We start from the raw sequence: 16,494 nt of genomic DNA on the forward strand, positions 1-16,494 counted from the left end.
GCACGCGCCCCTGACCCAAGATGAAACCCGACTTTTGTCGGCGGCAAACCGCGCACCATACGTATTTTGCCCCCGGATCGCCTGCGATCCGGTCCGCGCCCGACCCCGCCCCCGTCAAACCACAGGTTTGCCTTCGGCAAAACGGCGGGCGCAAATTGGGTCAACGTCACGACAAGTTGCAGCGCTGGTGTTTTGCGTAAACCTTGCACCAAGCCTTGCCGCGCCCACCCTCGGGGTCGGGCGCGAACCTGGCGGTGTGCCCTTCTCAATCCATAGCACGAGGATCACGCCGCATCGTCCCCGGCATCGGCCCGCGCGCCCTCATACGCCAGCATCGCGCGTTTCACCGGCAGCCCCCAGTGATACCCGCCCAAGCCCCCGGACTTGCGCAGCGCCCTATGGCACGGGATCAGCCAGCTAACCGGGTTGCGCCCCACCGCCGTTCCCACGGCGCGCACCGCGCGCGGGTTGCCGATGGCGCTTGCGATTTCGCCATAGGTGGTCACATGCCCCGTCGGCACCCTGAGCAGCGCCTCCCACACCTTGATCTGAAACGGCGCCCCGATCAGGTGCAGCCGCGCCGCGCCGCCCCCGCCAAAGGCCGCATCGACCCAATCGCGTAGGGCATCCGCGTCCTCGACAAACCGCGCCTCGGGCCAACGGCCGCTCATGTCCTGCCATGCTGCTTGCTCGCCCACCTCGCCGGTAAAGGCCATGCCGCACAGGCCCTTCTCGGTGCCCATTGCCAAGACTTCGCCAAATGGGCTTTGGAACATGCCGTACCGGATCGTCAGGCCCGCGCCGCGCCGTGCATAGGCGCCGGGGCTCATTGCCTCCCACCGCAGGAACAGATCATGCAACCGCCCGCCCCCCGACAGGCCGGCGCCCTGCGCCGCCTCCAACGTGCTGCACCGCGCCCTGAGCAGGTGCCGCGCGTGATCCAGCGTCAGGTATTGCTGATACCGCTTGGGCGACACGCCCACCCACGCCGTGAACAGGCGCTGGAAATGCGCCGCGCTCATCCCCATCCGCTCGGCCAGTTGATCCAGCGTCAAGGGCGCGTCGGCGGCGTCGATCTCGGCAATTGCGCGGCGCATCACGTGGTAGTGGTAGGTATCGCTCTGGTCGGTGTCGGTCATCATCGCCTCATCCTCTTGCCCGCACAATAGCGCGCATCGCCCCCACGCCGCGACCCGGAACTTGCGCTTTCGCCGCAGGTGCTTTCGCTTGCCCCCGCCCGCGCGTGCGGGCATAGAAAGCACCATGGCCAAGCAACTGGATTACCACGCGATACGCGAGATTTTTACCCGCTTCCACGCGGCCGAGCCCGAGCCGCGCGGCGAGCTTGAGCATGTCAACGCCTTCACCCTTGTCGTTGCCGTCGCGCTTAGCGCGCAAGCCACCGATGCGGGCGTGAATCGCGCCACGCGCGCCCTGTTTCAGGTGGCCGATACCCCCGAAAAGATGCTGGAGCTGGGCGAGGAGGGGCTGATCGAGTACATCAAGACGATCGGCCTTTACCGCAACAAGGCGAAAAACGTCATCAAGCTCAGCCGCATCCTGGTCGATGATTACGGTGGCGAGGTGCCCAACTCCCGCGCTGCGCTGCAATCGCTGCCCGGTGTCGGGCGCAAGACGGCCAACGTGGTGCTGAACATGTGGTGGGGCATGCCCGCGCAGGCGGTTGATACCCATATCTTTCGCTTCGGCAACCGCTCGGGCGTGTGCCCGGGCAAGGATGTCATCGCCGTTGAGCGCGCCATCGAAGACAACATTCCCGCCGATTTCCAGCGCCACGCGCATCACTGGATGATCCTGCATGGTCGCTATACCTGCGTCGCCCGCAAGCCGAAATGCAGCGCCTGCCTGATCCGCGATCTCTGCTTATACGAGGACAAAACACCATGACCAAATACCAGGTTGTCGGCATCGGTAACGCCATCGTCGATGTCATCTGCCCGTCCGATGACGCGTTTCTGGATCGCATGGGCATCCAGAAGGGCGTCATGCAACTGATCGAGCGCGAGCGCGGCGAGCTACTTTATGACGCGATGCAAAGCCACACCCGCCGCCCCGGCGGATCGGTCGCCAACACGCTTGCGGGGCTGGGCAACCTCGGGCTTGGCACCGCGTTCATCGGCCGGGTGCGCGCCGATGCCCTGGGCCGCTTCTATGCCGATGAAATGGCCAATGGAGGCACCGATTTCGTCAATCCCCCGGTGCCGGTGAAAAAGGCCGATCACCCCACCTCGCGCAGCATGATCTTCGTCTCGCCCGATGGCGAGCGCTCGATGAACACCTACCTTGGCATCTCGGCCGACCTGGGCCCCGACGATGTCCCCGACGAGGTGGCCGGCGCGGCCGAAATACTGTTTCTCGAAGGGTACCTTTACGACAAGCCCCGCGGCAAACAGGCGTTCGAGGCCGCCGCACGCGCCTGCCGCAAGGGCGGCGGCAAGGCCGGCATCGCGCTTAGCGATCCGTTCTGCGTCGATCGTCACCGCGCCGATTTCCGCAAGCTGCTGCAAGAGCTGGACTACGTCATCGGCAACGAACACGAATGGCGCGCGCTTTTTGAAACCGACGACCTCGGCACCGCGCTGGAAACCGCCGCTAATGAGAGCGGGCTGATCGTCTGCACCCGCTCGGGGCATGACGTGGTGCTGGCGCAGGGCGACGAGACCGTGACCGTCCCGGTGCAAGAGGTTACCCCCGTCGATGCCACCGGCGCGGGCGATCAGTTTGCCGCCGGGTTCCTCTTTGGCATGGCCAACGGCCAGTCGCTTGAGGTGTCGGGCCGCATGGGCTGCGTCGCCGCGTCCGAGGTGATCGGCCACTACGGCGCCCGCCCCGAGGCCGACCTAAAGGCGTTGTTCGCCCAGAACGGATTGATCTGAAGGCCGGGGTGATGCGCGTGGCAAACTGGTTGCGCCATGGCGTCTACCGTAGATCGTGTTTCCGTCTGATGTGGGTTGCAGGTGGAGCCGCTCCGCAATGTGGAATGAAAAACGCATCTATTCAAAGCGCAACAAAGGGTAGTGCCCGACCGCGGGTGGGCGTTTGAAAGGGGTGAGCGAGGCACTTTATCGTGCAGCCACATCGAACGATCTTTCGGTATTGTGACGTTGAAAAAGCGCCCGCCCTGGGGGCGGTCGGGCGCTGCCCGGCGGCGCGTGCGACGCCTTTATTCCGGGCAATCCGGCCCACACCCCACCTGAAAACACCACGCACACCATCAGACCAGATTGCCCTCCCGCTAGGTCCAGTATAACCTGCGCGAATGGCAATTCCGGTCGAGACATTCTTTCTGGCGGCAGAGGATCAGGGCACGCTTCAGGCCCGGATACGGGCGATGATCGCCAATGGCATCCTGTCGGGCCGGTTCCAGCGGGGCGAGAAATTGCCATCGACCCGCAAGCTGGCGGCGCATCTGGGCGTCTCGCGCATCACCGTGACGCTGGCCTATACCGAGTTGCAGGCCAGCGATTACCTCACCTCACGCGGGCGCTCGGGCTTCTACGTCTCGCCCACTGCGCCCGAGCCGCGCCCCGATCACCCCGCGCCACCCCGGCGCGACGCGGTGGACTGGACCCGCGCCATCGGGCAGCGGTTTACCGGCGGTGCCACCGGCGAGAAACAGCACGATTGGGCCAGTTTCCGCTACCCCTTCATCTACGGGCAGGCCGACCCGGCCCTGTTCGACCATGCCAACTGGCGGCTTTGCGCGCTTCAGGCGCTTGGCGCGCGGGATTTCTCGGCGCTGACGGCGGACCTTTACGATCGTGACGATCCCAAATTGATCGAATTCATCGCCCGCCACACCCTGCCGCGCCGGGGGATACTGGCGCGGCCGTCGGAAATCCTGGTGACGATGGGCGCACAGAACGCGCTGTGGCTGGCGGCGCAGGTGCTGCTGAATCAACGGCGCGTGGCGGCGGTGGAAAACCCCTGTTACCCGGCGCAGCGCGATATCCTGATGCAATCGCGCTGCAATCTCGCGGCGGTGGATGTGGATGCCGATGGCCTCCCGCCCGAGGCCCTGCCGGACGATACCGATGTCGTGTTCACCACCCCCTCGCACCAATGCCCGACCTCGGCCACCATGCCGGTTGCGCGCCGCCATGCCCTGCTGGAGCGCGCGCGCGACCTCGACGCCCTGATCGTCGAGGATGATTACGAGTTCGAGATGTCGTTCCTCTCGGCCCCCTCTCCGGCGCTCAAGTCCCTCGACGAGGATGGCCGCGTGATCTACATCGGCAGCTTTTCCAAATCGCTGTTTCCGGGCCTGCGCCTTGGCTACCTCGTCGGCCCCGAGCCGTTTATCCGCGAGGCCCGCGCCCTGCGCGCCACTGTCCTGCGCCATCCGCCCGGCCATATCCAACGCACGGCGGCTTATTTCCTTAGCCTCGGCCACTACGATGCGCAGATCCGGCGCATGGGCCGCGTCCTGTCCGAGCGGCGGCGCGTCATGCAGGACGCGCTCGATGCGCATGGCCTGTCGGTCGCGGGGCAGGGGGCGTTCGGCGGCTCGGCCTTCTGGATGCGCACCTTGCATGGCCTCGATAGCGCCGCGTTGGCCGCCACCCTCAAGACCCGCGATGTGCTGATCGAGCCGGGCTGGTCCTTCTTCGACCCGGCCCGCCCACGGCATGATTTCTACCGCCTTGCCTATTCCTCGATCCCCGCCGACCGGATCGCCGAAGGCGTCGCCCGTCTGGCCGCTGCGCAGGCCCGCGCCTGATGCGGCGGATGGCGGTCGTGCATTCGTCATTCAGCCGTGCCATGCAGGGCGCAGCCCCAAAACCCAAGGCGCCATGATGCAAGATCCGTTTCCCTTCCTGTCCCCCATCACCGCCGACGCACCCCGCCGCCTGCTGGATCGTGCGCACGGCCTGCCGGTGCCGCGCGTGGCACTGGTCAACGCGGGCGCCGAAAATCCCCTCTCCGGCATCCGCGAAGCGGCCGAGGCCGGCCTGGCCGAGCCAATCCTGATCGGCGATAGCGACAAGATCCGCGCCACCGCCGACGCGATCGGTTGGGACATAAGCGACCTGCGCCTGATCCACGCGCCCCGCGATACCGCCGCCGCCAAGGCCGCCGAACTTGCCCGCATCGGCCAGGTGGATTCGATCATGAAAGGGCAGGTTCATACCTCGGCCTTCCTCAAGGCGCTGTTGCCGCGCGCCGCCGGTTTGCGGGCCGATGGCATGCGCTGCGGCCATGTCTTTCACATCACCGCGCCGCATTCCGACCGGCCCCTGCTGCTGACCGATGGCGCGCTCAACGTGGACCCCGATATCGCCACCCGGCAGGATTGTTTGCGCCACGCGATCACGCTGGCGCGGCAACTGGGCATTGAGCGGCCCAAGGCCGCGATCCTGTCGGCGAACGAGGACCCGATCCCGTCGCTGCGCAACTCGGTCGAGGCGGCACAGATCGCCGCGTGGGCGCGCACCGCCCTGCCGCAGGCCGACGTGGCCGGGCCGATGGCGCTTGACCTGATATTCTCGCGCGCGGCGGCCGAGGCCAAGCATTACGCATCGCCCGTGGCGGGGGATGCCGATATCGTGCTGACCCCGAATATCACCACCGGCAACGCCGTGTTCAAGCTGATGATGTTGGGCATGGGCTGTTGCGCGGGGGGCGTGGTGCTGGGCGCCAAGGTGCCGATCCTGCTGACTTCGCGCGCGCAGGGGGCACCGGCGCGGATTGCCTCGGCGGCGCTGGGCGTGATCGCGGCGGCGGGGGGCGGGCAATGATCCTGGTCGTCAATGCGGGCTCCAGCTCGATCAAGATCGCGCTGTTCACCGGCGCGCTCACGCGCCAGTTGACTGCCGAAGTGGCCGGTATCGGCGGCGACGCCTGCCTGCATGTGGATGGCACGGATACCGCCATTCCCGCCCCCGATCATGGCGCGGCACTGGATCATCTGTTGTCTGCGCTGTCTGATCGCGGCGTTACCCCCGATGGCCTGCGCTGCGCGGCGCACCGTATCGTGCATGGCGGCGCCACGTTGATCGCCCCGGCGCGCCTTGATGATGACGTGCTGGCGCGGATCGATGCCTGCACGCCGCTGGCACCGCTGCACAACCCGCATAACCTGTCGGCGATTCGGGCGCTGTCCGCCCGCGCGCCGGACCTGCCGCAATTCGGCAGTTTTGATACCGCCTTTCATGCCACCTGCCCGGATCTGGCCACCACCTACGCCCTGCCCGAGGCCGAGCGCGCCAAGGGCATCCGCCGCTACGGCTTTCACGGGCTCAGCTACGCCGCGCTGGTCGAGGCGCTGCGCCCCGACGACCTGCCGAAGCGCCTGTTGGCCCTACACCTTGGCGGTGGCGCCAGCCTCTGCGCCATTCAAAACGGGCGATCGGTGGCCACCTCGATGGGGTATTCACCGCTTGACGGGCTGGTCATGGGCACCCGCCCCGGCGAGATCGACGGCATGGCGGTTCTGCGCCTTGCCGCCGATCACGGGCTGGAGGGGGCGGCGCATCTGCTCAACCACGACAGCGGCCTGCGCGCGCTGGGCGGCACGGCGGACATGGCCGCGCTGCTGTCGGGCGACGACCCGCGCGCGCGGTTCGCCGTCGATCACTATTGCTACTGGGCGGCGCGGCAGGCGGGATCGGCGATCGTGGCGATGGGCGGGCTGGACGCCATCGCCTTTACCGGGGGCATCGGCGAAAACGCCGCCCCGGTGCGCGACGCGATCACGCGGCACCTGTCATTCCTGGGCGACGTGCCGGTGCACGTCATCCCCTGCGACGAGGAACGCCAGATCGCGCGCGATGCGCTGCGCCTTCTGGATTAGGGCTTCCCTATTCGCCGCTGTCGAACATCGGCGCCACGCGCCTGTCCCAGAACCGCAGCACTCGCACCCGGATCGCCCAGAAGGTCGCGAACAGCACCACCAGGATCACGATGTTGCGCCACGGGATGATCCGCACATCGGGCCCCTCCACCGGCCACACCTTGACCGCGTTGGGAAAGATCGACAGCAACTCGCTGCGCCATCCGTAGTGCCGGATCGCGACCCATTGCGTCGTGCCTTCGCCCGGTTTGCTGATCAGGTTCGACGCCTCCGCCTGCAGATTCGCCGTGTCGAATTTGAAATACGGCGGCCAGCCCCAGCCGGTATCCTCGTTTCGGTAAACCATCGGTTTTTCGTCTGCACGGAACGCCTGGATGAAAAACACGTCGCGGTTGACCGTGCCGCTGGCGTTCCCCGATCCGCCGCTGGCCCAGAAAATGCTGTTGGCGCCGAAATCGACGCGCTTTTCATAGGTGTCGTTGATCCGCGCGATATCGTGCTGCGGCAAGGTGTAATGCAGGAACGCCGCCACCAGCAGCAACATCACGATCCGAACACCCCATTTCACGTAAAACATCACGGCTCCCTTCCTGCGCGGGCCCACGGCCGGAATCGGTGGCGCGGGCCGTTCCCTCATACGACGGTTGACGCCCCGCGGCAAAGGGGGAACCGCAACAGACACGGGCTTGAATGCCGCGCGCCGCGCGCGCACACTCCGCCCCGATGATCGCACAACGAGGGAGAAAACAATGAAGCCTGTCGCGCTCGCGCTGCTTTGCCTGTCACTGACAACCGCCCCCGCCGCCGCGGACGAGATCACCGATGCGCTCGATGCTGCGCGCTCTGCCTATGAGGAGGGCGATATTCAGTACGCCATCGAAGAGCTGGACTTCGCCAAGCAGCGCCTTGCCGCCATGAAAGCAGAGGTGTTGGAGAAGTTCCTGCCCCCCGCGCCGGATGGCTGGACCCGCACGCTTGAGCCCGACATCGGTAGCGCAATGGGCATGATGGGCGGCGGCACCGGGGCCGAGGCCGACTATACCCCCGAAGACGGCGGTGCCGGCTATACCATCACCCTGATGGCCGATAGCCCGATGGTATCGGCGATGGCCGCGATGATCTCCAACGCCGGGTTGATGGGTGCGCAGATTGAGCGCGTCGGGCGGCAGAAATTCATCGTGCAGGATGGCGAGATGACCGGCCTCGTGGATAACCGCATCCTGATCAAGGCCAACGGTGCGGATGTCGAAACCCTGCTTGCCGCGCTGGAAGGGATCGACTACCGCGCGCTTGGCCGCTTCGGCCAGTAACCAAATCGCCCGGAGACCAAACGCATGACAGCCGCCCCCGGTCCCGCCAACCTGATTACCGACGTGCCCGGCCTGCGCGTCGGCAACGCGCAAGACACCCACGTCAAGACAGGCGCGACGGTGCTGCTGTCTGATGCGCCGCTGACCGCCGGTGTGCATATCATGGGCGGTGCGCCGGGGGCTCGCGAAACCGATCTGCTCGCCCCCGACAAGACGGTCGAGCAGGTTGATGCGCTGGTGCTTTCGGGCGGCTCGGCCTTCGGCCTTGACGCCGCGTCGGGCGTGGCCGATGCCCTGCGCGCGCAGGGGCGCGGCTTTGCCGTCGGCGATCAGCGCGTGCCGATCGTGCCCGGCGCGATCCTCTTTGACCTGATCAATGGCGGCGACAAGGATTGGCCGGAAAACCCCTACAAGCGCCTCGGCGCGCGCGCGCTTGAGGACGCAGCCGCCGATTTCGCCCTGGGCAGCGTCGGCGCCGGCACCGGGGCCACCACTGCCACGCTGATGGGGGGGCTTGGCTCGGCCTCGATGCGGCTGCCTTCGGGGCATGTCGTGGGGGCGCTGGTGGCGGTCAACGCGCTCGGCTCGGCGGTGGTGGGGCAGGGGCCGCATTTCTGGGCCGCCCCGTTCGAGATCGGCGCCGAGTTCGGCGGCCTTGGCCCGGCGCATGCCTTTCCCGATCCGCACCTGCCGCAGACCAAGCTGTCGGCGCATGCCAACACCACCATCGGCATCATCGCCACCGATGCCGCGCTGACACAGGCGCAATGCACCCGCTTGGCCACCGCCGCGCATGACGGGCTCGCCCGCGCGCTGCTGCCCGCGCATACGCCGATGGATGGCGATTTGATCTTTGCCGCCGCCACCGGCGCGCAGCCGCTTGGCGATCCGCTGTCCGATACGCTTTATCTCGGGCACGCGGCGGCCACCTGCATGGCGCGCGCCATCGCCCGCGGCGTGCACGCAGCCACTCCCGCGCCGGGCAATCCGCTCCCCTGCTGGAGCGAGCTTTAGGCCGCCCCGCGCGTCAGGGTCAGGAACACGTCCTCAAGATCTGCCTGTTCGGTGCGCACGTCGCTGATCGAGATGCCGGCGGCGCGCACCGCCTCCAGGACCGCCTCGGCGGGGGTCTGCCGCGCGTGGTAATGCAGCGCCAGCGCACCATCGGCGCGCTGCTCCACCTCCACGCCCGCGGCCACGGGCAGGGCCTTGGGCGGGCTGGCGGGCTGGATCACCATGGTCTTGCTGTCGATCCGCCCCAACAGGTTGGCGGTGCTGTCGCAGGCCACCACGCTCCCCTTGTTGATGATCGCGATCTCGTCGCACATCTCTTCGGCCTCTTCCAGGTAATGGGTGGTCAGGATGATCGTCATCCCCTGCTGGTTCAGGCGCCGCACATTGGCCCACAGCATCTGGCGCAGCTCGATATCCACGCCCGCCGTCGGCTCGTCCAGCACAAGGATATGCGGATGATGCACCAGCGCCTTGCCCAGCAGCAACCGCCGCCGCATGCCCCCCGACAGGGTGCGCGAATAGGCGTCGGCCTTGTCCTCCAGCCCCACCAGCCGCAGGATCTCGTCGGTGCGGCGCTGCGATTTCGGCACGCCATACAGCCCCGCCTGAACCTCCAGCGCGCCGCGCGGCTTGAAGAACGGATCAAGGTTCAGCTCCTGCGGCATCACCCCGATCGACGCGCGCGACTGGCGCGGGTTCACATCCTGGTCAAAGCCCCAGATCCGAACCCGGCCCGATGTCTTGATGACCAGCCCGGCCAGGATGTTGATCAACGTCGACTTGCCCGCCCCGTTCGGCCCCAGGAGGCCAAAGACCGACCCGGTCGGTATACTCAGGTCGATGCCCTTCAGCGCCTCATGCGGCGCAGTGCCCTTGCCGCCGGCATATGTCTTGCGTAGCTGCTCGATTTCGATGGCGTTGCTTGCCATGGTGCCCTTGCCCCCGCGTTTATGATCGCTCATAACGGATCTAGTTCAGTTCCATCCAAAAGGGAATGACCCCAGATGACCATCGAAGCCCCGGAAACCAAGGTCGTGGACAAATGGCGCATCGCCTGTGACGGCGGCGAAGGCCCGCTCGGCCACCCCCGCGTGTGGCTTCAGATACCGCACGATCAGGGCTGGATCGAATGCCCCTATTGCGACGCGAAGTTCATTCACCGGGAGTTCGAAGGCAAGGTCTGACGCCCCCCCGCACGTCAATAGCGGTGCGCCCCTTCGGGGCGCGCTTTATCTTGCGTCGCCGCCCCTTGGGCGCCTCCGGTGTGAGTATTTGCCGGCAAGATGAAGCACAGCAAAGTCCCATGCGCTTCATCTTGCCCAAAGTACTCTGGGGGAGGCGCGCGGCACGCGCGGCGGGGGCAAGGCCCCCATGGTCATGTATAAAGCGTGGCGCAGCCACACCGCTTTGATAGCCGGCAGGAAGCCACTGGAAGCGGTGGCCGGGCCGTGGCATACCGGCAGTTGCAGATCACCAAGGGAGCGCGCGCATGACATTCGGCAAGGGGTGCCATTTGCATCTGATCGACGGGTCGGCCTTCATTTTCCGCGCTTACCACGCGCTGCCGCCGTTGACCCGCAAATCCGATGGGCTGCCGATCGGGGCGGTGGCCGGGTTTTGCAACATGTTGCAGCGCTACATCGACGGCAACGCTACGGATCGCGATGCGCCGACTCACGTGGCGGTGATCTTCGACAAGGGCAGCCACACGTTCCGCAATGACCTTTACGATCAGTACAAGGCCAACCGCGACGAGATGCCCGAGGACCTGCGCCCGCAGATCCCCCTGACCCGGCGCGCGACCGAGGCGTTCAACATCGCCTGCAAGGAGCTTGAGGGCTATGAGGCCGACGACATCATCGCGACGCTGGCCTGCCAGGCGCGCGATGCGGGCGGGCGGGTGACGATCATCAGTTCCGACAAGGACCTGATGCAGCTGGTCGGCGGCGGGGTCGAGATGCTGGATGCGATGAAGAACCGCCGCATCGACCGCGATGGCGTGATCGAGAAGTTCGGCGTGCCGCCCGAGCGTGTCGTCGATGTGCAGGCGCTGGCCGGTGACAGCGTCGATAACGTGCCCGGCGCGCCGGGGATCGGGATCAAGACGGCGGCGCTTTTGATCAACGAGTTCGGCTCGCTCGAAGAGCTTCTGGACCGCGCCGAGGAGATCAAGCAGCCCAAGCGCCGCCAGACCCTGATCGACAAGCGCGAGCAGATCGAGCTGTCCAAGCGGCTGGTGCAGCTTGACGAGGGGATGGACCTGGACTTCACCCTTGATGATCTCGAGGTGCGCGAGCCCGAGCCGGAGCCCCTGTTGCACTTTCTGGCCGAGATGGAGTTCCGCACCCTGTCCAAGCGGATTGCCGACGCCCTGCATGTCGAAGCGCCGGTCATCCCCGACACCGATCCGCGCGGCGCCGAGCGCGACACAGGCGCCGCCGACACGCCCGAGGACCTGCCGTTCGATCCGGCCGGATATGAATGCGTCGCCACGCACGACGCGCTGGATCGCTGGATTGCCGAGATCCGCGCGCGGGGCTACGTGGCGGTGGATACCGAGACGACCTCGCTCAACGAGATGACCGCCGACCTGGTCGGTATATCGCTCTGTGTCGAGGCCGGGCGCGCCTGCTATATCCCGCTGACCCACAAGGGCGAGGGCGAATCCGAGGGGTTGTTTGGGTCGGATGCATTGGCCGAGGGGCAGTTGCCCCGCGATGCGGTGCTGGATGCCCTGCGCCCGGTTCTTGCCGATGATGCGATCCTCAAGATCGGGCAGAACATGAAGTACGACGCCAAGGTGCTGGCCCGTTTCGGGGTCGACATCACGCCGTTCGACGACACGATGCTGATGTCCTACGCGATGAACGCGGGCCTGCACGGGCATGGCATGGATACCCTGTCGGAGCGGTACCTTGCGCACACGCCGATCCCGATCAAGCACCTGATCGGCACGGGCAAATCGGCCATCACGTTTGACAGGGTTCCCATTGCCGAGGCGGTGAAATACGCCGCCGAGGATGCCGATATCACGCTGCGCCTGTGGCAGATGTTCAAGCCGCAGCTGCATCAGGTTCACGTTACCGCCGTCTACGAGACGCTTGAGCGCCCCCTTGTGCCGGTGCTGGCCGAGATGGAGCGCGCCGGCGTCAAGGTCGATCGGCACACCCTGTCGCGCATGTCGGGCAAGTTCGCCCAGAAGATGGCCGGCCTCGAGGCCGAGATACACGAACTGGCTGGCGAGACGTTCAACGTGGGCAGCCCCAAGCAATTGGGCGAGATCCTGTTCGACAAGATGGGGCTGGAGGGCGGCAAGCGCGGCAAGACCGGCGCCTATGGCACCGGCGCCGATGTGCTTGAGGATCTGGCGGCCGAGCATGACCTGCCCGCCCGTGTTCTGGACTGGCGCGCGCTGGCCAAGTTGAAATCCACCTACACGGATGCGCTGCAAGAGCACATCAACCCCGACACGGGCCGCGTGCACACCTCTTACATGCAGACGGGCGCCAATACCGGGCGGCTGTCCTCTACCGATCCGAACCTGCAAAACATTCCCGTGCGCAGCGAAGAGGGCCGCCGCATCCGCGAGGCTTTCGTCGCCGAGCCGGGCAATGCTCTGGTCAGTCTCGACTATTCCCAGATCGAGTTGCGCATCCTGGCCCACATCGCCGGGATAGACGCCCTGAAAAAGGCGTTCCGCGACGGGCAGGACATTCACGCCATGACGGCCTCCGAGATGTTCGATGTGCCTATGGACGAGATGACGCCGGATGTCCGCCGCAAGGCCAAGGCGATCAATTTCGGCGTGATCTATGGCATTTCCGGCTTTGGCCTCGCGCGGCAGTTGCGCATTCCCCGGTCCGAAGCGCAGGGATTCATTGATCGCTATTTCGAACGGTTCCCGGGGATCCGCGCCTACATGGACGATACCGTCGCTTTCGCCAAGGAGAACAAGTTCGTTCAGACCCTCTTTGACCGCAAGATCCACACGCCCGAGATCACCGCCAAGGGCCCCGGCGCCGGGTTCGCCAAGCGCGCCGCGATCAACGCGCCGATCCAGGGCACCGCCGCCGACATCATCCGTCGCGCCATGATCCGCATGCCGGACGCGATAGACGGCACCGGTGCGACGATGCTGCTACAGGTGCATGACGAATTGATATTCGAGGTGCCCGAGGATAGCGTCGATTCCCTCATCGACCGCGCCCGCGAGGTGATGGAGGGCGCCTGCGCCCCGGTGCTCAAGCTCGATGTGCCGCTGACCGTGGACGCGGGACAGGGCATGAACTGGGCCGAGGCGCATTAAAGCGGGCACGCCCGAGTGGGCAGCCATCACCATGCCGGGTATTCGTGGGCAATAGGGTGAAAAAGAGAGCCTGAACAGGCCGCGACGAACTCCCGCAGCCTGCTCATATTGCGCCTTATTTCATTCCCTCGACGATCGTATCGGCGCAGGAATCCGCCACATCCGAGCGATATTTCTCGCTCACGTTGTCGACCCATCCGGCGTCGACCACGAAGTTGTCGCGCTGATAGCGGGATTCTTCCTTCAGCAACGCGATTTTCTCTGGCTGCCGTTCGGCTTTTGCCACGCAGAGCGGTGTGAATGCCTGCACGATGGCTGTTTCTGCTCCGGCTGCCTGCATGTTACGTGCTGTGCTGCCGGTCACCCAGCCGCCCCAGGCAAATCCGATGATAATGGCGACGACCGCGCCGCCGATTGCGCCCCAGACGACGGGTTTCGTGGATTCTGGAAGATTCATTTTGATTACCTTTATCTTTGTGGTCTTGTTCCCCAATAAATCCCAGACAACGGCAGGATATCCTGGGCCAACATGTGCTACGGCCTCTGTCCCGATTGGGTAACATCAAGATTGTTCAGGCACACGACTGTTAATTTCCTTTCTGACCACGACGCGGACGCGCGCGAGGCAGATCGCTCTTGCGGCACTGCTTTGTCTAATATCCCGCCATCCGGGGACAAACGATGCGGCAGCATCGATATAGGCGGCAGGGATGCGGACGAAGGGGGAGTGTTGGCCGCACGGGTCATTCTACGATCGCCCAAGGCCATACGCCGCCAACACCTCGTCGATCCGATCCCGGCTCAGCCCCGAATTCCCACGCACTCCGAATGCCGTTTTTCCTTCCTGGTTTGCCGTTTCTGCGGCGCAGCAAGTTGGCCGAATCGGGTAGGGGCGTGCATTCTGACCGCTTGTCGCCCCAGAAAGGTGCCCCATGTCCCGCGAAACCAAGCTGATCCTTTGCCCGATAAACCTGCGTCACGTGAAGCTGGAACAGCGCGCCTACGAGGAAGCCGTCGAAATGGCGCAGCGTCGCGGTGCCAAGCTGATCGTCGCGACCATCGCGCCCGAGTTCGAGCGCAATCTCAACATCTACGATTCCGAGAAATACTGGACCGGGGAGTTGCAGAAATTCATCGAAGCCAACCCCGCCGAGGGGGTTGAGCTTGAGGCGATCGTGCGAAAGGGCGCGGTGCACCGGCAGATCGTCAAGCTGGCGGACGAGCGCAATGTCGATCTGATCGTGATCGAGGCTGCCAACCCCCGGATTCAGGACTACCTGCTGGGCACCACGGCCAGCCATGTCGTCGCCCACGCCGAATGCTCGGTCTACGTTGTGCGCTAGCGCGCGAATCGACGGTTCAGGGCCTGAAACGTCCGTTTGGGGCGAATCGCCGATCGTGACCGGGGCGCGCGGTGCCCCGGTATTGCGCTTGAAATCGGGCGTCTTTTGGCGTCCGTTGAGGGCGCAAGACGAAAGGATAGGCGCATGAGCGATAGCAAAACACCCCCCACCGATGCCGATCTGGCCGCCGCGTTGGTGCGCGTCCTTTCGGTCGAACCGGTCGAGCAGGACTTCTTTCGCGGCATCGCCACCCCCCGCGGCCGGGGCCGTTCATTCGGGGGGCAGGTGATTGGTCAGGCGCTAATGGCGGCTACCGAAACTGTCGATACCGACCGCCCTGCGCATTCGCTTCATGGCTATTTCATGCGGCCGGGTGACGCCACGAAACCTGTTTTATATCAAGTAGAAAGGGATCGCGACGGCGGTAGCTTCACCACCCGCCGGGTGGTTGCCATCCAGCACGGCAAACCGATCCTGAACCTCGCTGCATCCTTCCACGTGACCGAGCCGGGGTTGAGCCACCAGGACGAAATGCCGGACGTTCCCGGCCCTGATCAGTTGGAAAACGAAGAGCAGCTCGGCGAGCGTCTGGCCGATCAGTTGCCCGATACGTTCCTCAAGTGGTTGCGCACCCCTCGCCCGATCGAGATGCGCCCCACGGTTCTGCGCCCACCGTTCGATCCCTCCGCCCGCGAGGCGGTGCAAAACCTCTGGTTTCGCGTCCGCGCGCCCATCGGCGACGATGCTCGCCTGCACCGCGCAGCGCTGGCTTTTGCCTCTGATTTCGGGCTGTTAGGCGTTTCCATGCTGCCGCATGGGCGCGGGTTTACTGATCCGGATATGCAATTTGCTAGCCTCGATCACGCGCTTTGGATTCACGATGATTTCCGCATGGACGATTGGCTTTTGTATTCGATGGATAGCCCCTGGGCCGGCGGCGCGCGGGGGTTTAACCGTGGCCGCGTCTTTACCCGTGACGGGCGGCTTGTGGCCAACGTCGCGCAAGAGGGGCTCGTGCGGGACAAGTCATTGCGAGATAAGGATAAATAGCGCCTATTTCTGCGGCAATTCCTCGGACGGAATCACTGGAAAGAAAACGCCCTGCGACCAAAGGCCAAACCAATCCTGCCCGCCGTCGTGGTGATGCGTGCCGATCTCGGCCAGCCGGTAGAAGCTCTTGCGATCAATTAACGCCTCCAGCCCCGCCCGCACCATCACGTATGGAGACGGCTCCCCCGTCTCCGCATCGCGCGCGACGCGAATCGGGGCATCCGGCCCCGCCACCACGGTGTCGCCCACGTTGGTTTCAAAGGTCAGGACCTGCTCTTGCCCGCTGCCTTCTGCCGTGAAATCCACCGCGACAAACGGCGCGTCATCGACTTCGATGCCAACCTTTTCTACTGGCGTGACAAGGAAATAGTCGTCGCCGTCCTTTCGCAGGATGGTCGAGAACAGTCGCACCAGTGCCGGCCGCGTGATCGGGGTGCCCTGGTAGAACCACGTGCCGTCGCGTGCGATACGCATATCGAGGTTGCCGCTGAACGGCGGGTCCCACTTGTGTACCGGCGGCAGGCCCTTGCCTTGGGCGGCCTTGGCCGAGGCGGCGATGCTTTCGGCGCTTGGGGTCACGTTCATTTGTCCGCTCATTGCTTTTGCCATTTCCCTCTCGCGCGATACACTCTTACACAAAGGTAGTATCGCAGCAGG

Annotated in this window: 16 protein-coding genes; 11 read left to right on the forward strand and 5 right to left on the reverse strand. The window is 65.3% G+C overall.

What is annotated here, in order from left to right; genetic code table 11:
• Nucleotides 1-284: 284 nt before the first annotated feature.
• Nucleotides 285-1,139, reverse strand: a complete 855-nt coding sequence (locus tag G568_RS0104665; protein WP_026756934.1) for a methylated-DNA--[protein]-cysteine S-methyltransferase — start codon at nucleotides 1,137-1,139, stop codon at nucleotides 285-287.
• A 124-nt stretch (nucleotides 1,140-1,263) separates the two neighbouring features.
• Between G568_RS0104665 and nth the strand changes: the two genes are divergently transcribed.
• From nth to G568_RS0104690, 5 genes are all read left to right on the forward strand, one after another.
• A complete protein-coding gene (nth, locus tag G568_RS0104670) occupies nucleotides 1,264-1,908 on the forward strand; it encodes an endonuclease III (protein ID WP_026756935.1) in 645 nt (214 codons plus the stop codon).
• Nucleotides 1,905-2,897, forward strand: a complete 993-nt coding sequence (locus G568_RS0104675) for an adenosine kinase (RefSeq protein WP_026756936.1) — start codon at nucleotides 1,905-1,907, stop codon at nucleotides 2,895-2,897. The genes nth and G568_RS0104675 overlap by 4 nt, the downstream gene beginning before the upstream one ends.
• Nucleotides 2,898-3,280: 383 nt before the next feature.
• On the forward strand, nucleotides 3,281-4,741 hold the full coding sequence (pdxR, locus tag G568_RS0104680; protein ID WP_026756937.1) for a MocR-like pyridoxine biosynthesis transcription factor PdxR: 1,461 nt from the start codon (nucleotides 3,281-3,283) through the stop codon (nucleotides 4,739-4,741).
• A 76-nt stretch (nucleotides 4,742-4,817) separates the two neighbouring features.
• On the forward strand, nucleotides 4,818-5,759 hold the full coding sequence (locus G568_RS0104685) for a phosphate acyltransferase (protein WP_037373704.1): 942 nt from the start codon (nucleotides 4,818-4,820) through the stop codon (nucleotides 5,757-5,759).
• Nucleotides 5,756-6,814 carry an acetate/propionate family kinase gene (locus G568_RS0104690; RefSeq protein WP_026756939.1) on the forward strand — a complete coding sequence of 353 codons (1,059 nt, stop codon included), beginning with the start codon at nucleotides 5,756-5,758 and terminating at the stop codon, nucleotides 6,812-6,814. The genes G568_RS0104685 and G568_RS0104690 overlap by 4 nt, the downstream gene beginning before the upstream one ends.
• Nucleotides 6,815-6,821: 7 nt before the next feature.
• Here the strand turns inward: G568_RS0104690 and G568_RS18290 are convergent, their stop codons facing one another.
• Nucleotides 6,822-7,391, reverse strand: coding sequence for a DUF1523 family protein (locus G568_RS18290; RefSeq protein ID WP_037373686.1), 570 nt, complete (start codon nucleotides 7,389-7,391; stop codon nucleotides 6,822-6,824).
• Nucleotides 7,392-7,563: 172 nt separating this feature from the next.
• Between G568_RS18290 and G568_RS0104700 the strand changes: the two genes are divergently transcribed.
• Together G568_RS0104700 and G568_RS0104705 are read left to right on the forward strand one after the other, a co-directional pair.
• The gene (locus G568_RS0104700) at nucleotides 7,564-8,124 is read left to right on the forward strand and encodes a hypothetical protein (protein WP_026756940.1); all 561 of its coding nucleotides are present in this window, start codon (nucleotides 7,564-7,566) and stop codon (nucleotides 8,122-8,124) included.
• A gap of 24 nt (nucleotides 8,125-8,148) precedes the next feature.
• Complete coding sequence (locus G568_RS0104705) at nucleotides 8,149-9,138, forward strand: P1 family peptidase (protein WP_026756941.1); 990 nt, start codon at nucleotides 8,149-8,151, stop codon at nucleotides 9,136-9,138.
• On the opposite strand, the gene G568_RS0104710 is transcribed toward G568_RS0104705, so the two are convergent.
• The gene (locus G568_RS0104710) at nucleotides 9,135-10,067 is read right to left on the reverse strand and encodes an ABC transporter ATP-binding protein (protein WP_026756942.1); all 933 of its coding nucleotides are present in this window, start codon (nucleotides 10,065-10,067) and stop codon (nucleotides 9,135-9,137) included. The genes G568_RS0104705 and G568_RS0104710 overlap by 4 nt on opposite strands.
• Nucleotides 10,068-10,142: 75 nt before the next feature.
• Here G568_RS0104710 and G568_RS0104715 point away from each other — a divergent pair, with 75 nt between their 5' ends.
• Entirely contained in the window at nucleotides 10,143-10,322 is a 180-nt protein-coding gene (locus G568_RS0104715) for a zinc-finger domain-containing protein (protein ID WP_026756943.1), read from the forward strand.
• 305 nt (nucleotides 10,323-10,627) lie between these two features.
• Nucleotides 10,628-13,444 carry a DNA polymerase I gene (polA, locus tag G568_RS0104720; RefSeq protein ID WP_026756944.1) on the forward strand — a complete coding sequence of 939 codons (2,817 nt, stop codon included), beginning with the start codon at nucleotides 10,628-10,630 and terminating at the stop codon, nucleotides 13,442-13,444.
• Nucleotides 13,445-13,559: 115 nt separating this feature from the next.
• Here the strand turns inward: polA and G568_RS18295 are convergent, their stop codons facing one another.
• Nucleotides 13,560-13,901 carry a hypothetical protein gene (locus tag G568_RS18295; RefSeq protein WP_157084289.1) on the reverse strand — a complete coding sequence of 114 codons (342 nt, stop codon included), beginning with the start codon at nucleotides 13,899-13,901 and terminating at the stop codon, nucleotides 13,560-13,562.
• Between the two features lie 475 nt (nucleotides 13,902-14,376).
• Between G568_RS18295 and G568_RS0104730 the strand changes: the two genes are divergently transcribed.
• Together G568_RS0104730 and G568_RS0104735 are read left to right on the forward strand one after the other, a co-directional pair.
• A complete protein-coding gene (locus tag G568_RS0104730) occupies nucleotides 14,377-14,787 on the forward strand; it encodes a universal stress protein (RefSeq protein WP_026756945.1) in 411 nt (136 codons plus the stop codon).
• A gap of 144 nt (nucleotides 14,788-14,931) precedes the next feature.
• On the forward strand, nucleotides 14,932-15,837 hold the full coding sequence (locus G568_RS0104735) for an acyl-CoA thioesterase (RefSeq protein WP_026756946.1): 906 nt from the start codon (nucleotides 14,932-14,934) through the stop codon (nucleotides 15,835-15,837).
• 3 nt (nucleotides 15,838-15,840) lie between these two features.
• Here G568_RS0104735 and G568_RS0104740 read toward each other — a convergent pair whose 3' ends face one another.
• Nucleotides 15,841-16,434: a DUF1285 domain-containing protein gene (locus G568_RS0104740; protein WP_026756947.1), complete on the reverse strand. Its 594-nt coding sequence runs from the start codon at nucleotides 16,432-16,434 to the stop codon at nucleotides 15,841-15,843.
• Between the last annotated feature and the right edge of the window lie 60 nt (nucleotides 16,435-16,494).

The organism is Sediminimonas qiaohouensis DSM 21189 (genome assembly GCF_000423645.1).
In the GTDB taxonomy this organism is placed as follows: domain Bacteria; phylum Pseudomonadota; class Alphaproteobacteria; order Rhodobacterales; family Rhodobacteraceae; genus Sediminimonas; species Sediminimonas qiaohouensis.

Excerpts from the sequence above, each read along its gene's own strand:
- G568_RS0104665 (WP_026756934.1), bottom strand. The coding sequence starts at position 1,139 with ATGACCGACACCGACCAGAGCGATACCTACCACTACCACGTGATGCGC.
- nth (WP_026756935.1), top strand. The coding sequence starts at position 1,264 with ATGGCCAAGCAACTGGATTACCACGCGATACGCGAGATTTTTACCCGC.
- G568_RS0104675 (WP_026756936.1), top strand. The coding sequence starts at position 1,905 with ATGACCAAATACCAGGTTGTCGGCATCGGTAACGCCATCGTCGATGTC.
- pdxR (WP_026756937.1), top strand. The coding sequence starts at position 3,281 with ATGGCAATTCCGGTCGAGACATTCTTTCTGGCGGCAGAGGATCAGGGC.
- G568_RS0104685 (WP_037373704.1), top strand. The coding sequence starts at position 4,818 with ATGCAAGATCCGTTTCCCTTCCTGTCCCCCATCACCGCCGACGCACCC.
- G568_RS0104690 (WP_026756939.1), top strand. The coding sequence starts at position 5,756 with ATGATCCTGGTCGTCAATGCGGGCTCCAGCTCGATCAAGATCGCGCTG.
- G568_RS18290 (WP_037373686.1), bottom strand. The coding sequence starts at position 7,391 with ATGTTTTACGTGAAATGGGGTGTTCGGATCGTGATGTTGCTGCTGGTG.
- G568_RS0104700 (WP_026756940.1), top strand. The coding sequence starts at position 7,564 with ATGAAGCCTGTCGCGCTCGCGCTGCTTTGCCTGTCACTGACAACCGCC.
- G568_RS0104705 (WP_026756941.1), top strand. The coding sequence starts at position 8,149 with ATGACAGCCGCCCCCGGTCCCGCCAACCTGATTACCGACGTGCCCGGC.
- G568_RS0104710 (WP_026756942.1), bottom strand. The coding sequence starts at position 10,067 with ATGGCAAGCAACGCCATCGAAATCGAGCAGCTACGCAAGACATATGCC.
- G568_RS0104715 (WP_026756943.1), top strand. The coding sequence starts at position 10,143 with ATGACCATCGAAGCCCCGGAAACCAAGGTCGTGGACAAATGGCGCATC.
- polA (WP_026756944.1), top strand. The coding sequence starts at position 10,628 with ATGACATTCGGCAAGGGGTGCCATTTGCATCTGATCGACGGGTCGGCC.
- G568_RS18295 (WP_157084289.1), bottom strand. The coding sequence starts at position 13,901 with ATGAATCTTCCAGAATCCACGAAACCCGTCGTCTGGGGCGCAATCGGC.
- G568_RS0104730 (WP_026756945.1), top strand. The coding sequence starts at position 14,377 with ATGTCCCGCGAAACCAAGCTGATCCTTTGCCCGATAAACCTGCGTCAC.
- G568_RS0104735 (WP_026756946.1), top strand. The coding sequence starts at position 14,932 with ATGAGCGATAGCAAAACACCCCCCACCGATGCCGATCTGGCCGCCGCG.
- G568_RS0104740 (WP_026756947.1), bottom strand. The coding sequence starts at position 16,434 with ATGAGCGGACAAATGAACGTGACCCCAAGCGCCGAAAGCATCGCCGCC.